This is a genomic window from Sunxiuqinia rutila (assembly GCF_050589705.1).
GTDB classification, from domain to species: domain Bacteria; phylum Bacteroidota; class Bacteroidia; order Bacteroidales; family Prolixibacteraceae; genus Sunxiuqinia; species Sunxiuqinia rutila.
In genome coordinates, this window is record NZ_JBNGOT010000004.1 from 108,637 (window position 1) to 123,827 (window position 15,191).

11 protein-coding genes are annotated in these 15,191 nt (G+C 48.0%); 8 read left to right on the plus strand and 3 right to left on the minus strand.

All coding sequences use genetic code 11. The features are described 5' to 3' along the window. Positions 1–10: 10 nt before the first annotated feature. Both ACRD6K_RS05935 and ACRD6K_RS05940 read left to right on the plus strand, forming a co-directional pair. Complete coding sequence (locus tag ACRD6K_RS05935) at positions 11–898, plus strand: SDR family NAD(P)-dependent oxidoreductase (protein WP_430972483.1); 888 nt, start codon at positions 11–13, stop codon at positions 896–898. Next, a complete protein-coding gene (locus ACRD6K_RS05940) occupies positions 816–1,802 on the plus strand; it encodes an NAD-dependent epimerase/dehydratase family protein (RefSeq protein ID WP_430972484.1) in 987 nt (328 codons plus the stop codon). The genes ACRD6K_RS05935 and ACRD6K_RS05940 overlap by 83 nt, the downstream gene beginning before the upstream one ends. A gap of 76 nt (positions 1,803–1,878) precedes the next feature. Here the strand turns inward: ACRD6K_RS05940 and ACRD6K_RS05945 are convergent, their stop codons facing one another. The 3 genes from ACRD6K_RS05945 to ACRD6K_RS05955 all read right to left on the minus strand — a co-directional run bounded on the left by ACRD6K_RS05945 (position 1,879) and on the right by ACRD6K_RS05955 (position 4,534). Continuing rightward, positions 1,879–2,376, minus strand: a complete 498-nt coding sequence (locus ACRD6K_RS05945) for a GtrA family protein (protein ID WP_430972485.1) — start codon at positions 2,374–2,376, stop codon at positions 1,879–1,881. A gap of 209 nt (positions 2,377–2,585) precedes the next feature. Next, entirely contained in the window at positions 2,586–3,419 is an 834-nt protein-coding gene (locus ACRD6K_RS05950; protein WP_430972486.1) for an MBL fold metallo-hydrolase, read from the minus strand. Between the two features lie 5 nt (positions 3,420–3,424). Next, positions 3,425–4,534, minus strand: a complete 1,110-nt coding sequence (locus ACRD6K_RS05955) for a DUF3810 domain-containing protein (RefSeq protein WP_430972487.1) — start codon at positions 4,532–4,534, stop codon at positions 3,425–3,427. 131 nt (positions 4,535–4,665) lie between these two features. Between ACRD6K_RS05955 and ACRD6K_RS05960 the strand changes: the two genes are divergently transcribed. The 6 genes from ACRD6K_RS05960 to ACRD6K_RS05985 all read left to right on the plus strand — a co-directional run bounded on the left by ACRD6K_RS05960 (position 4,666) and on the right by ACRD6K_RS05985 (position 15,111). Continuing rightward, positions 4,666–6,084 (plus strand): UDP-N-acetylmuramate--L-alanine ligase, encoded by a 1,419-nt coding sequence (locus ACRD6K_RS05960; protein WP_430972488.1) that lies wholly within the window; start codon positions 4,666–4,668, stop codon positions 6,082–6,084. Between the two features lie 14 nt (positions 6,085–6,098). Beyond that, positions 6,099–7,331, plus strand: coding sequence for a dipeptidase (locus tag ACRD6K_RS05965; protein ID WP_430972489.1), 1,233 nt, complete (start codon positions 6,099–6,101; stop codon positions 7,329–7,331). Positions 7,332–7,458: 127 nt separating this feature from the next. Then, positions 7,459–7,788 (plus strand): hypothetical protein, encoded by a 330-nt coding sequence (locus tag ACRD6K_RS05970; RefSeq protein ID WP_430972490.1) that lies wholly within the window; start codon positions 7,459–7,461, stop codon positions 7,786–7,788. A gap of 22 nt (positions 7,789–7,810) precedes the next feature. Continuing rightward, positions 7,811–10,114, plus strand: coding sequence for a LamG-like jellyroll fold domain-containing protein (locus ACRD6K_RS05975; RefSeq protein WP_430972491.1), 2,304 nt, complete (start codon positions 7,811–7,813; stop codon positions 10,112–10,114). A 269-nt stretch (positions 10,115–10,383) separates the two neighbouring features. Next, complete coding sequence (locus ACRD6K_RS05980) at positions 10,384–11,652, plus strand: Gfo/Idh/MocA family oxidoreductase (protein WP_299578875.1); 1,269 nt, start codon at positions 10,384–10,386, stop codon at positions 11,650–11,652. Between the two features lie 69 nt (positions 11,653–11,721). Then, a complete protein-coding gene (locus ACRD6K_RS05985; protein ID WP_430972492.1) occupies positions 11,722–15,111 on the plus strand; it encodes a 3-keto-alpha-glucoside-1,2-lyase-like domain-containing protein in 3,390 nt (1,129 codons plus the stop codon). Positions 15,112–15,191 lie beyond the last annotated feature (80 nt).

Sequence of the window (15,191 nt, forward strand, 5' to 3'; positions counted from 1 at the left end):
AAAAATAAGTATGAAAGACCCAAATTCACAATATACGCTAATTACAGGAGCGAGCACAGGCCTTGGAAAAGCCTTTGCCCAGGAATGCGCTCAAAGAAAGATGAACCTGATTCTAAGCTCCTTGCCCAACGAGAATCTGGAGGACTTAACCAGACAACTCAGGCAAGACCATGGGGTAGAGGTTTTTTACAAAGAAACAGATCTCACCAATCGGCTGGCCGTTGAAGAGTTCGCCCAGTGGGCCACCACCAACTTTTCAGTCAACACTCTGATCAACAATGCAGGAATTGGAGGTACTCAGCATTTTATTGATTCCACTACGACCTACCTCGACGATATGATTCAACTCAACATCCGGGCAATGACCCTCCTTACTCGTTTGCTACTGCCCAGTTTGAAGCAACATAAGTCTGCGCATATTTTAAACGTCTCCAGCCTAGCTGCTTTCTCTCCGGTTCCTTACAAAACGATTTACCCAGCCACCAAGGCTTTCATCCACCATTTTACCCGCGGACTGGAAGCCGAGCTCCAAGACACGAATGTCCGGGTAAGCGTGTTAAACCCAGGCCCCATCATGACTAACTCGGATGTAAGCAAGCGCATTGAAGTGCAAAGTTTCTACATCAAGCTTTCCATTATGACTCCGGAAGAAGTTGCTCGAATTGCAATAAAAAAGATGCTGCGAGGCAAATCAGTCATCATCCCCGGCATAATGAACCGACTCAACGCTTTTTTTATCCGGGCAGTTTCAGAAAATTTCAGAATCTCTGTCGGAACCCAAATCTTTAAACGCGAAAACCGTAAAACCCACAATTATGAAGGTACTCGTAACCGGAGCAAACAGCCTGCTTGGCAGCAACCTGACCAGAAAGCTGCTGCAAGCCGGCTACAAGGTTAAAGCCATGGTTCGTGAAAATAGCAACCTGCGTTCGCTGGAGGGAGTTCGTCCGGAACTGTTTAAAGGGGATTTTACAAATGCTGCGCACGTACAACAAGCGCTGAACGGGTGTCAAATTGTAATTCATGCAGCAGCCAACACATCGCAATGGCCATCATCCTACGAACACTACAAAGCAACAAATGTGGATGGCGTGCAACGGATGCTGGAAGAAAGTCGGCTAGCCGGCGTAGACCGATTCATCCTGGTGGGCTCAGCCAACGCTTTTGGTCCGGGCTCTAAAACTAATCCGGGCAACGAATCCACTCCATTCACCCCCCCGCAGCACCGGTCGGGCTATATGCGCAGCAAGTTTGAAGCTCAGCAACTGGCCCTGAACTTTCATCAAAAACATGGTTTCCCGGTAACGGTGGTCAATCCCACCTTTATGTTGGGGAAATACGATGCCAAGCCCAGCTCGGGCCAGTTGCTAATGATGGCCTATGGAAAAAAACGGATGCCCTGCCCTTCCGGAGGAAAGAATTTTGTTCATGTAGACGATGTTGCAACCGGCATTGTCAATGCCATCGAACGAGGACAAGCCGGCGCTTGCTACCTGCTAGCCCATGAGAATTTAAGCTATGAAGCCTTTTTTAAAAAGATGCAGGCTGTTTCAACCTACCCCAAACGACTCATCAAAATCCCCAAGCCACTGCTGTCATTAGCCGGAACTGCTGGTTCCTGCTATGAAAACCTAACCGGCAAACCCGCCAAACTCAATTCCATCAATGCTGCTTTGCTCCAGGCGGACAATTATTACTCGCCCGCCAAAGCAGTGCGCGAACTGCAACTTCCACAAACGCCCATCGAGCAGGCCATCCACGATGCCCTCAACTGGTTCAACAAACAAGGGTATTTGAGTTAATGGAACAAACTGGATGTAAGATCAAACCAAGCTGAGTCTGTAGCAAAAAATGTGACGGTAAGGAGTTTCTTTTCCGTTAGGACTTAAAGGTAAAAAAACGCTGCAGCAGGTAACTGACAATAATCACGATGCCAGTAGTAATAATCTTTGAAAGCGTTGGGAAGAAGTGAAATTGCTCAACTAAAACCCGCAACAGCACATAGTTCAACACAATATTCAGCATCGCCACCGAAAAATAACGGACTAGCTGAACACGCCCCCGGATTACCGATTCCGGAAAGACCAAGCCACGCATCAGCATAAATCCCAGCGGGAAGGTGACCAGAAACGCAATGATAAAAGCCGCGATGTGCGGGCTGATAGCCACCTGCGAAGACAAATAAATCACCTGCTTGTCGATAATGAAGTTGTAGGAGATAAAGTACAGGAAAATGTCCAGCAAGGTATTTGATCCTCCCACCGCCAGATAGCGAAAGGTTTGCAAATCAAGAATAGGACGAAAGAGTGGATAAAACCAGTCTATTGTATTGAGAACAAATGTCTTTGTTTTTATGTACTTGATCGGCTCGGGCATGAAACAACTAAAAATTCATAAACTTGAAAGTGATGCTCCGGCAATCCACTTTCGTTAATTTTCCTCTTTATTTTTAACGGATTTTCAGGTTTCAAAAATAGGAAAAAATCCTAAGTTTCAGAATTCCATCCTTTAAGAGCTGCTTCACAACACAAATACCAGAAACTCTTATCGTCAGCAGATCAACACAATCCATCAACTAAGTTGGATCAAATCCGGAAAGGGAAGCTCTCTTTCAGCTTAGGTCCTTTTGCGGTCCATTCCACCGTGGCACATTCGGTATAATAGTCATGCTCAAAAAACAGGATGTAGTTTTTCTCAGCCACCTCTTTTAGAAAAGACGCTTTTTCTTCCATTGCCGTAACCGGATATAAATCGTAAGAAGCCAGCCACACGATAGGAATATGCGCTGTTGTTGGAATGAGATCAGCCGTGTAAACATAGGTTTTACCATCCGATTCAACCAAAGGAATTAGCTGGCCGGGGGTGTGTCCATCAAACAAACGCACACTGAATCCGGGGAAGAGCTCCCCTTCCTGCTCCACCAGCTGCAAGTTGCCTTCGTTTTTCAGAAAATTCAAAATCTCGGGATAAAAAGCAGCCTGTTCCCGCACGCTGGCTTGAGGCACATGCTCCCACTGGCGTTGGCTGCACCAGTGCGTGGCATTGGGAAACACCAGCTGCAACCGGCCACCTTCCTTTAAAACAGCCCCGTTACAATGGTCCCAATGCAGGTGTGTAAACACCACATCCGTAATGTCATCCGTTGACAGACCTTGTTGTTGAAGCGACTGAGCAAGCACATCGGTTTCCTCATGACCATTATTCTGCCTGACCTTTTCGGGATAATGATTGCCTACGCCAGCTTCTATTAGAATGTTCCGATCGCCTTGCTTTACCAACAAACAGCGCATGGTCAGCCGGGTTACATTATTTTCATCGGCCGGATAAACCCGCGACCACAACGGTTTTGGAATCACACTAAACAGAGCGCCGCCATCACATGAAAAGTGACCGGCATGTATGGGGATCAATTCATTCATTTCTTTTAATCTTTGTCTGGTTTTAACAACTGGCTCACCCGTTGGGTTGCCAGCGAATCGGTTGAAAAGTCCATCACAAACTTCACAACACCGGTATAGTCCTCAATACCCTTTTCTACTTTATTGGTTTTCAAATAGGCATCATTCACTTTCGAAGCGTATTGGTCAATCTTCTCGTTGCGCCAACTCAGCCAATGCTGCCGGATACGCCGAAAATCCGCTTTCACCGGTTCATCAATCTTTTTCACCAACCCGGCATAAGCGTCCAGCTGGTACGCCTGGTATAAAAAGTAACGCAACACATACAGGTTGGCGCTGTATTGCAACAGTTGGTCCGGACTCTGGGAGCAGACTAGCCAAGCGTAAAAGTTCGCCTCCGCCTCGCTCGTTATGCCCAGCTGATGCGCCTTTTCATGAGCCAACACCAGGGGGTACTCCACCGGCAGCAAGTGCCTGTTAACCTGCACTTCATTAAAAAACGGCCCATAATAACCCGAAATGCCCGCTTTGGCAAAAAAGCCGCTAAAGGTAATCGCTTTGGCCCGCCGCACACCGGCCGGGTATGAAATCCCAAGGAAAGGGGCCAATTGCCCGTACGAGTTCTCCACCCGTTCATCAACCCAGTCGAAATCAATGGAATCAACCGGTAAATAGGTGCGATTGGTTTTAATAATCAATGCCTCCAAAACCTCCACAAAAGCCTCAGTGTCTGCCTGGCTTTCGGCTATTTCCAGACGTTCATTCAAGCCTTGCCGGTAATAGTTAAAGCCCCACAACCAATAAAACAAGATGTAGAAGAGAGCCAGTGTGTTCACCCAAAACCGGAGGAAGCCACGCCAGTTGATGCGTCGAAGGATCAGGCTTATCAGACTAACCAACCCCAGCAAAATCAGCGAAACATACAAGAGGTCATCCAGCGAAAAAGGGAACCAGCGACTGAAGCCCGACAAAAGTATAGCAAGGTGCGGATAAATTCCACGCGCATAAACCCACTCGGAAACAGTAGGAAACGCAGCCAACAACTCGGTCAGTAAAAACGTAAGCACCGCCAGCCAAAGGAGCAGCCAGCGTTTTCCAAATAATTGTTTCAGTCGCCTGGGAGTTTTCACGTGCATCAATCTTTCTTTCAGAATTTCAAAAATACACGAAATCGGCCGAACCCCGAAATCACAAGATTTTCTTTTCTGAAAAGGAATACTTGACGTACTTTCGCTATTTTTAACGCTCAATGCTTAACACAGACTTCATGCACATCCATTTTATAGCCATTGGCGGAAGCGCCATGCACAACCTGGCCATTGCCCTTCACAAAAAAGGATACCAAATTACCGGAAGCGATGATGAAATTTTTGAACCATCGCGCAGCCGGCTCGACAGCTACGGCTTGCTTCCTCAGCAACAAGGCTGGCAACCGGAGCTGATCACCGATCAAATTGATGCCATTATTCTGGGCATGCACGCTCATCCCGATAATCCGGAGCTGAAAAGAGCGCAGGAACTCGGACTAAAAATCTATTCGTACCCCGAATACCTGTACGAACAAACCAAAGATAAAACCCGCGTAGTGATTGGCGGCTCGCATGGAAAAACAAGCATCACCTCCATGGTTATGCATGTGCTGAAAAGCAACCAGATTGATTTCGACTATATGGTTGGTGCCAAACTGGATGGTTTTGAAACCATGGTTTCGCTGAAAAAAGAAACCCGGATTGCCGTGTTTGAAGGCGATGAATACTTGTCGTCCCCCATCGACCGGCGCCCCAAGTTTCATTTGTACCATCCCCACATTGCTTTGCTCAGTGGCATTGCCTGGGATCACATCAACGTGTTTCCAACCTTTGACAATTACGTGGAGCAGTTTCGCATTTTCGCCAGCCAGGTCGAAGAAAATGGTTCGCTCATTTATTTTGAAGGCGACGAAAACCTGCAACAAATTGCCCGGCAAGTGCGGCAGGATGTAACTGCCATTGGCTACCGCGAGCATGAATCGACTGTTGAAGATGGCGTGACCTACCTGAATTATGGCGACCGACGCATCCGCTTGCAGGTGTTTGGCGACCATAACCTGCAAAACATTGCCGGCGCTAAACACATTTGCGATCAACTGGGGCTGACTGATGAGCAATTTTACCGGGCGATGACCTCGTTTAAAGGAGCAGCCCGCCGGCTTGAAACGCTTGCCGAAACCAACAACTGCACGGTATTTTACGACTTTGCCCATTCGCCCTCGAAGTTGAAAGCCACCACGGCAGCGGTAAAAAAACAGTTCAGCAACCGAAAACTGGTTGCCGTCATGGAATTACATACTTACAGCTCGCTCAAAAAAGAATTTCTGCCCCAATACCAGGGCTGCATGGACGAAGCCGATGAAGCCTATGTTTTCTTCAATCCCAAAACCATTGCGCACAAGCGGCTAGCTCCTATTTCGGAAGAAGAGGTGGCCGGTGCTTTTGCTTCCGAAGGCTTGCAGGTATTTACCGATCCGGAAGCCTTGTTACAGCAACTACGCGAAAAAGACTGGGAGCATCAAAATCTGCTGATCATGACCTCCGGCAATTTCTCCGGACAAGACCTGAAAGCATTGGCCATTGAAGTGACGGGTAACCCGGTTCGGTTTCAACAACAGAATAACTGGCTGAAACATCCGGATGGCATGATAAGCTAAAAAACAGGAATCCCATGAAGCACCTTCTACTAGCCGCACTCTGCATCCTTCTTTGGTTGCCAGGAAAAGCAACAGAAAAAGACCAACGCCTGTGGAAAAAAGCCCTGCGCATTCACGAACGTGTGTTAACCATCGACACCCATTGCGACACGCCCATGGAAATGCTCAAGCCGGGCTTCAACCTGGGAGAACAACATGAAAGTCCGGAAAGCCGGGTCGATTTGCCCCGCATGAAAGCAGGCGGACTGGATGTTCTGTTTTTTGCCGTGTATACCGACCAAAGACCTCGGACGGCTGACAATTACAGGCAAAGCTACCAGCTGGCTCACCAAATGCTGGATTCGATCCATGCTGCTGTCATCCGGCATGCCGACCAGGCCATGCTGGCCTCCACAGCCAGTCACGCGGGACAAATAGCCCAAACCGGCAAACGTGCCATCTTCATTGGTCTGGAGAATGGCTTTCCCTTGGCCCAAAAGCTCGACCGGGTACAGGAATTTTACAGTCGTGGAGTTCGCTACATCACCCTGTGCCACTCGTTTCACAACGACATCTGCGACTCGTCCAGCGATGCTGCTGAGCCGGAGCACAACGGCGTTAGCGACTTCGGGCGCATGGTCATTCATGAAATGAACCGGCTGGGCATGATGGTCGATGTTTCTCACCTGTCGGATGCCTCTTTTTTTGATGTGATGAACATGAGCCAGGCACCGGTAATCGCCTCACACAGCAGTGTTCGGGCTATTTGCAAACACGACCGAAACATGAGCGATGAGATGATCAAAAAGTTAGCGGAGGAAGGTGGCGTCATTCAAATCTGCCTGCTCGACGACTACGTGAAAGAGCCGGATACCACCACCCAACGCTACGCCATCCAAAGCCAGCTCATGCACACTTACCGCACCGAGTATCATGCCATGAACAAAGCGGAGAGGGCAGCTTTAAACCAGGAATGGGTTGACATGCAGAAAAACTATCCCAAACAGCTACCGACCGTTAGCGATTTGGTTGACCACATTGACCATGTGGTGAACCTAGTGGGTGCAGACTACGTGGGAATAGGCAGTGATTTTGACGGAGGAGGTGGCCTGGCCGACTGTGCCGATGTCAGTGAGTTTCCAAACATTACCTATGAATTGTTGAAACGCGGCTACTCCAAACGGGACATTCAAAAGATTTGGGGAGGAAACCTGATCCGTGTTTTCAGGGAAGTGGAAAGAACCGCGGCAAAACTGTCGAAGAACTAAAAAAACAGGCACGCACTGGATTGACTCCTGATAAAACTGGCGCGAAATACACTAAACCGCAGCCAAACAAGCTTTAACCGCAGCGAACAGCATCCTACCTGAGCGGAGCGTTAAAATCCGCGGCGAAATGGCATTCGACCAGGTTGAATCGCATTCCGCGCTGGTTTTTGGCATTCCGCGCTGGTTTTTTCCTGTCCCGCCCTCGTTTTTCGCATTCCGCTCCGGTTTTTCCTGTTCCGCCCTCGTATTTTGCATTCCGCCTTGGTTTTTCGCATTCCGCGCTGGTTTTTCGCGTTTCGCCTTGGTTTTTCGCATTCCGCGCTGGTTTTTCGCGTTTCGCCTTGGTTGTATTCAGGCTTTTCCTCCTTTTTTGCTTTCCAAAACGGTTTTGCCCATTTTTGAACAATTAAATTGGACACATTCGGCAAAGATCAAGCAGCTTTTTATAGATTTGTAGGAATGACCAATTGAATATTTTCTTGACACCTAAATATTATAAATACGATCTAATCTTTGCTTTACTGCTATGCCTGCTAAGTGGCTCTGCACAAACCCAAACCGTGTGGTACCACGAAATGCCGGACAGTACACGCACAGCCATTCGACTGCAAGCACACCTGCTGATTCAGTTCAATGAATTGAGCGATTCGGAGCTTAACGCGCTGAAGCAAATGGCGCTTCCTCTGGCTTTTTTCGCCGAAGATTTAGAAAGCCCGGAACGTCAACGCAAACTAAACAGGTTGACGGGTCAACAAACCCATATTCCGGTGATCACCAACACTGAAAAAGAACCAATTTTCCAAGCCAGCAAACCCTTGGTGCTGATAAAACCGCAGGAATTTGACCGGGTCAGGCTCGACCAGCAGGTGAACGACAGCTTATTCAGCCATTCCTTGTTCAGCCTCAACGAGCTGCTTTTCGTAGAACCGGGCAACACCGCAAACAAGGCCGAGCGGCTGATGGCGCTTTGGAGCCAATCCGGAAAGCTCCCCAATTTCATCCTCCCCGACTACAACAACCTTACAGCCTCTGCCCAATGGGTGCAGTCGCTCAATGCCACCGGGCAATTTGTGGGCATGGTTTCCTCCAATGGCAAACTACTTGAAAAAGTTTCCTGGAAAGCCTATCCCAACCGTCAAAGCAATGGCTATTTCTGTTTCCCGCTGATGCCGGGCAGCCTGGAACCATTTATTCCACACAAGGCTGGCTACCGCTTTTCCCCCGACATCATGTACGATTCGCCTGCCAACAGAGGCTACCTGAAAGAATTTAAAGCTGTTAACCTGAGCCCCGACTTTGAGTTGACTGACCATTTTGTGTTCGATAAGAAACCGCTCAACTTACTACGTAACAATGAGCAGGAAATCATCAACAACGAAGTTGAATTCATCACCGACAGCAAAAGAGGAAACTGTGCCTGGTTTCCGGGCAGGGCTTACCTGGATGGTGGCATCCAGAGCAAAGAAAGCCTCCACCCCAATTTCAGCATAACGGCCTGGATTAAACCCACCCAGCTAAATGCCAACAACAGCATTCTGGGTAAAGGGCGTGATTTTGTGCTGAAGCTTCACAACGGGAAGCTCACCTACACCATGCAAGGAATTAAGGATTATATTTCCACTTCATCGGAGGTGCCTACCAACGAATGGACCTTTATCTCAGTGGTCCACTCGGCCTATGAAAACCAGATTCGTTTTTACCTCAATGGCGAACTCACCGACCAGGTCGGCTTGATCACCCCCTATACCGAATCGGACTATACCTTGCTGATTGGGAGTAATTTGTGGGAAGAGTTTTTTGTCGGTTATATGGACGAGATCAAAATCTGGAGCCGTGAACTGAATGAAGATGAAATTCGCCTGCAGTACCAACAGTCCGTCAACCTGGATGAACAACGAGCCGGATTCTGGGCCTGGCTGGTCATTCCACTTTTGGTGCTGATTCCTGGCCTCCTGGCATTCCGAAAAAGAAAACCGAAGCCAGCACCGGCAGTGACGAAAAAAGAAGAAAAGAACAACAAGCCAGTGCTTAACCACGAACAAATCTACTGTTTAGGCGGGCTTAAAGTCATCAATCCCGAAGGGGTGGATGTCAGCCAAAAGTTTTCACCTAAAATCAAACAGTTGTTTGTGCTGGTGCTTCTGAATAGTGTAAACGGGCACCGTGGAATCTCAACCAGCGAACTGTCCGGAATTTTGTGGCCCGGCATGAGCACACAAAAAGCCAAAAACACACGGGGCACAAACATTCAAAACCTGAAAGCGGCCTTGGCCTCCTGTCCGGGTATCAACCTGGTATTTAAAGACCGGCTTTGGCAAATTGAACTCAGCGACTCCTGCTACTCCGAATACTGCGATATTCTTAGCAAGCTTAGCTTGGTGGAGAGCCAGCCAGATGGTCCGAATGCCAAGAAAGCGCTCCCCGAACTGCTGGACATCCTGAGCCGCGGAACACTTTTACCCGACATGTCAGAATCCTGGCTCGATCCGTACATCAGCAAAATGAGTGACCGGATCATTGAAATGGGGCTTAGCCTGTTCGAATCGCTTGATGAAAAGCAAGATTCGTCGTCCCTCTACGCCTTGGCAGAAGTTGTCAGCCTGAATGACCCGCTGAACGAACCGGCCCTTCGCAAAAAATTGCAACTTTTAACCAACCAGGGGAAACTCAGCCTGGCGCATTCGGTCTACGACCACTTCATCAAAGTGTACCAGGAAATGTACCAGGAGAACTATCCGGTCAACTTCAAAAGCCTCACTGTTGAAAATAGCAACACCGAATAAGTCGCTTTCCGGTCTTCCGGAGCAAAGCAAACGGCCAGGCATATTGGCCAATTTTTCAGCAAAAACCGACTTGTCCGCCTCAAAAAACAGGAGCGCCAAGACCTGTCGTGTCCTTTCAAGAAGCTCCGGCTAAAAAATAAAAAAACGCCTGCTTCCCTTTTTTTATCGGGCATTACCCCATTTGTTACCCCTGGCATTATACCCCGGTGTCTTTCTTTGTGTGGTTCCAATTCATATAATATCGAATCACTACTAAATCCATTAATACAATGAACAAGAAAATGAACAACCGCCGCGATTTCCTGAAAAAATCGTTGATCGCAGCCGCGGGCGTAACAATTATCCCAAGACACGTTATGGGTGGACCAGGCTTCCTGGCTCCCAGTGATCAATTGACCAAAGCCATTATTGGTGTGGGTGGAATGGGAAGAGGACACATCCCCTACGAAGGCACACGCCTTCTGGCCGTTTGCGATGTGGACAAAAATCACCTCAAGCAAACCCTCGACATGGTAAAACCTGAAGTACAGGGTTACCACGACTTCCGGGAAGTGTTACAACGCCCTGACATTGACATTGTGCACATTGCCACACCTCCACACTGGCACGGTATCATGTCGGTGATGGCTGCTCAGGCCGGTAAGGATGTTTGGTGCGAAAAGCCCATGACCCGTACCATTGGAGAAGGAAAGCGCGTGGTGGAAGCCATCAACGCTACTGGAAAAATGTTCCGCTTAAATACCTGGTTCCGTTTCAAAGACAACTTCTACGGATTGGGCACACCGGTAAAACCAATCAAGAAAGCGGTGGAAAGCGGTGTATTAGGCTGGCCGTTGAAAGTAACCATCAGCGGAGTAACCGGTTTCAACTGGAAATTCTACTGGGTAGGAAAAACCAACCTGGCACCACAACCGGTACCTCAGGAGTTGGATTACGACATGTGGTTAGGACCTGCTCCGGAAAAACCCTACAACGCACACCGCGTACATCAAACATTCCGTGGATACTGGGATTACGATGGTGGTGGTCTGGGCGACATGGGACAACACTACATCGACCCGGTTCAATACTTCCTGGGTAAAGACAACACCAGCCCGGTAAAAGTTGAAGTGGATGCCCCACAACAACACGACGATGCCATTGGTACCTGGCGGAAAATTACCTACACCTACGAAGATGGCTGCCAGATTATCCTGGACGGCGAAAACAAAGATAAAAATGCCGCTTACATTGAAGGTCCCAACGGAAAAATCTTCAATGGATTTAAATCCGACATTCCAAATTTGAAAGCGCTGATCGACAGCATGCCAGATCCAGAACCTCAAATTACCACGTTCAGCGAATCGGTACGCACCCGTCAGAAATTTGCACTAAACGAAGAAAACGGACACCGTTCAGCAACCATTGTTAATATGGGACTGATTGCCCTTCGCCTGGGAAGAACCCTGGAGTTCGATCCGGTAAATCAGGTATTCATCAACGATGATGAAGCCAACCGACTGATCAACCAACCCATGCGTGGTGAATGGCAGATTTGAAATCGGTAAACGAACAAAATCAACAGAAACACAAAATTACTTGGATTTAAAACGAAAATTTAAAACGGAATGAACCACTTAAAAAATATACTTACAACCTTATTGATAAGCTTGATGCTTATCCCGGCTTTTGCGCAGGACAGGCGGACGCTGGAAACCAAGGTCGCTGATATTCTAGCGCGCTTTCCCGCCGAAAACAGCCAGGAAACATCAACGTTAACTCAACAAATCATTGCTTTGAATTCGGAAGGGATTGCCAGCTTTTGCGACATGATTATTCCTCCCGGAACCGGAAATGACACCCAGGCTCGCTACGCCATTACCAGCCTGGCCAAATTGCCGGTAAAAGCAGGTTCGGCCGAGAGCAAACTAATTGAGGAAAACCTGATCAAAGCCTTGGAAAAAGCCAACGACAACGAAGTAAAAGCTTTCTTCATGCGCCAGCTGGCTTATTGCGGACAAGAAGCAACGGTTGATGCCGTGAGCCAATACCTGAATCATAAAACACTGGCTTCACCAGCTATTTCAACGCTTACCAGCATTGGAACAGACGAAGCGGCTGCCCTGATTCTTCAAGCAGCTCCAAACCAAAGTGGCGAGCAGCAAGTTGAATTCATCAAAGCACTGGGAGTATTAAACTACCAACCCGCCGAAGCGTTTTTGATTGGCCTGGCCGAATCAGCCAGCGGCGAACCGCTTAAACAAACCTATGCTGCCTTGGCACGCATTGGAGGAGAAGCTTCAGCCAAAACCTTCAGCGCAGCAGCCAAAAAAGTATCGTTTGCCCCGGATGAAACTGAAACCATGCTTTCGTACCTGGAATATACCTGCAACCTAAGATTGAATGGCCATACTAAATTAAGCAACAAGCTGGCTGCAACTGCGCTCAAAAAATTCAAAGAGCAGGATCAATTGCATTACCGTTCGGCTGCCTTAAAAACATTGCGCGCCAATCAAGGGGAAGCTGCCTTAAAACTGTTGGCTAAAGAATTCAAAAATGAGGACAAAGCCTACCGCATGGCGGTATTGACTTTTGCCCAGCAAGGAATCACCGAAGCTGAGGTGAACCAATGGGTAGCCTTATTCCCAAAACAATCAGCTGAGCAACAAACGGAACTGCTTTACGTTTTGGCACATCGTCCGGAAGCCAGCGTCCTGAACCAGGTTATTTTGCCATCATTGGCTTCAGACAACCAAGCGGTTCGCCAGGAAGCAGCTTTGGCATTAGCTATCAACCAACAAGCCGAGTCCATCCCTACGCTTTTGGGGCAGCTGAAAAAAGCCACTGACAAAGCAGAATTGGCAGCGATTAAGAAAGCCTTGCTTTCAGCTACTTCTGTAGACGACTGCAACCAATTGGCTGCTCAACTGAATGAGCAAAGTGCCGATGCGCAGGTTGTCCTGATCGAAGTGCTGGCAGCTCGTCGTGCCCATAATTATTTCAACCAGGTTGAAGCGCTTTGCAAAAGTTCTGACAACCAGGTTAGCCAAGCCGCTTACCAAGCCTTGGCTCGGGTAGCTCAAGCTGAAAATACAAACAGCCTGCTCAGCCTGTTGCAACAAACTTCTTCGGCCGACGGTATCAACGCGGTACAACAAGCATTGATTGCCCTGTACAACTCGACAGATGCTCCTGCTGTTTCGCTTGTTTTGAATGAAATGAAAGCCGGAAAACAGACCGAAAAACTGGTTCCTGTTCTGCCTTTCCTGAATGACCAAAACGCGCTGAACAGTGTGGTTTCTTTGCTGAAAGACGGCAATAGCAGCGAGCAGAAAGCAGCTTTCAAAGCACTGACCAACTGGTCTGACGCTTCAGCCCTGCCAGCGCTTTTCAATGTATTCAGCGACAATTCAAAAGCGGCCTTCAAACAAGAAGCACTTGCTGCCTTTTTGAAATTAACCAGCCAAGCCAACATTCCAGCCGATCAAAAATTGTTGTGGTTGGATAAAGTGATGCCCAAGTGTACCACTGACGCCGAAAAACAACAAGTTATCCGCGCAGCCGGAAATGTGAAAACATTCTTGTCACTGGTATTCGTAGCCAACTACCTGGACAACGAAGCTCTGAGTGGAGCTGCTGCAAGCGCTGCCATGAAAATTGCCCTTCCAACACCTGGCGAACAAAACGGATTAACCGGAACGTTTGTCCGTGAAACACTGACCAAGGTTAAAGCTAAAATTTCAGGGGCCGACAGCCAGTACTTCAAAATTGACATTCAGGAGTATTTGGACAAGATGCCACAAGAAACCGGCTATGTTTCTTTGTTCAACGGCAAAGATTTGAGTGGCTGGCAAGGATTGGTAAAAAACCCAATTGCAAGAGCCAAAATGTCGGAGAAAGAGCTGGCTGCTGCACAAGTTAAAGCCAACACCCGCATGCACGAAAACTGGTCGGTAAAAGACAACATGATTGTTTTTGACGGTAAAGGCGACAACCTGTGTACGGTTAAAAACTACGGCGATTTCGAAATGATCGTTGACTGGAGAATTACCAAAGAGGGCGACTCCGGTATTTACCTGCGTGGCACCCCACAAGTTCAAATCTGGGATACTTCCTTGGTAAAAGTTGGCGCTCAGGTAGGCTCAGGCGGACTTTACAACAACACCAAGCACCGCAGCACCCCATTGGTCGTAGCCGACAACCCGGTTGGTGACTGGAATACTTTCCGCATTAAAATGGTAGGTGATAAAGTAACTGTTTACCTGAATGGTGTTCTGGTTGTAGACAATGTAACCATGGAGAACTACTGGGATCGCAGCTTACCTATTTTCAGCGAAGGTCCGATTGAACTGCAGGCCCACGGTAATGACCTGACTTTCCGCAACGTTTATGTTCGTGAGTTGAATGCAGAAACTCCGGGTATAACAGAAGCTGAAAAAGCCGAAGGTTTTGTATCGCTGTTCAACGGCAAAGACCTGAACAACTGGGTTGGCAATAAAACAGACTACCTGGCTGAAGATGGCGTATTGGTTGTTCGTCCGGCAGAGGGTGGCCATGGCAACCTGTACACTGAAAAAGACTATTCAAACTTCATCTTCCGCTTTGAATTTCAATTGACACCGGGTGCAAACAACGGACTTGGAATTCATGCTCCGCTGGAAGGCGATGTTGCATATGTAGGTAAAGAATTGCAAATTCTGGACAATACTGCTCCGATTTATGCCAACCTGAAACCTTACCAATACCACGGTTCAGTTTACGGAATCATCACGGCTAAACGTGGATTTCTAAACCCTGTTGGAGAATGGAACTACCAGGAAGTGATTGTTAATGGAGATGACATTAAAATCACCTTGAATGGTGAAGTTATTCTGGAAGGAAACATGAAAGAAGCCTCTAAAAACGGAACTGCCGACAAGAAAAACCACCCCGGACTGAAACGCCATACCGGCCGTATCTGCTTCCTGGGTCATGGTTCAGACCTGAAATTCAGAAATATTCGCATCAAAGAGTTGTAATCAGTAGCGAACCGAGTAAACAACTAATAAATCAAGCGTCTCCGGATTAAAACACGGAGGCGCTTTTATTTTTTCAGCCA

Bases quoted from the DNA above. Each gene is read 5' to 3' on its own strand.
- ACRD6K_RS05935 (WP_430972483.1), top strand. From the start codon at position 11: ATGAAAGACCCAAATTCACAATATACGCTAATTACAGGAGCGAGCACA.
- ACRD6K_RS05940 (WP_430972484.1), top strand. From the start codon at position 816: ATGAAGGTACTCGTAACCGGAGCAAACAGCCTGCTTGGCAGCAACCTG.
- ACRD6K_RS05945 (WP_430972485.1), bottom strand. From the start codon at position 2,376: ATGCCCGAGCCGATCAAGTACATAAAAACAAAGACATTTGTTCTCAAT.
- ACRD6K_RS05950 (WP_430972486.1), bottom strand. From the start codon at position 3,419: ATGAATGAATTGATCCCCATACATGCCGGTCACTTTTCATGTGATGGC.
- ACRD6K_RS05955 (WP_430972487.1), bottom strand. From the start codon at position 4,534: ATGCACGTGAAAACTCCCAGGCGACTGAAACAATTATTTGGAAAACGC.
- ACRD6K_RS05960 (WP_430972488.1), top strand. From the start codon at position 4,666: ATGCACATCCATTTTATAGCCATTGGCGGAAGCGCCATGCACAACCTG.
- ACRD6K_RS05965 (WP_430972489.1), top strand. From the start codon at position 6,099: ATGAAGCACCTTCTACTAGCCGCACTCTGCATCCTTCTTTGGTTGCCA.
- ACRD6K_RS05970 (WP_430972490.1), top strand. From the start codon at position 7,459: ATGGCATTCGACCAGGTTGAATCGCATTCCGCGCTGGTTTTTGGCATT.
- ACRD6K_RS05980 (WP_299578875.1), top strand. From the start codon at position 10,384: ATGAACAAGAAAATGAACAACCGCCGCGATTTCCTGAAAAAATCGTTG.
- ACRD6K_RS05985 (WP_430972492.1), top strand. From the start codon at position 11,722: ATGAACCACTTAAAAAATATACTTACAACCTTATTGATAAGCTTGATG.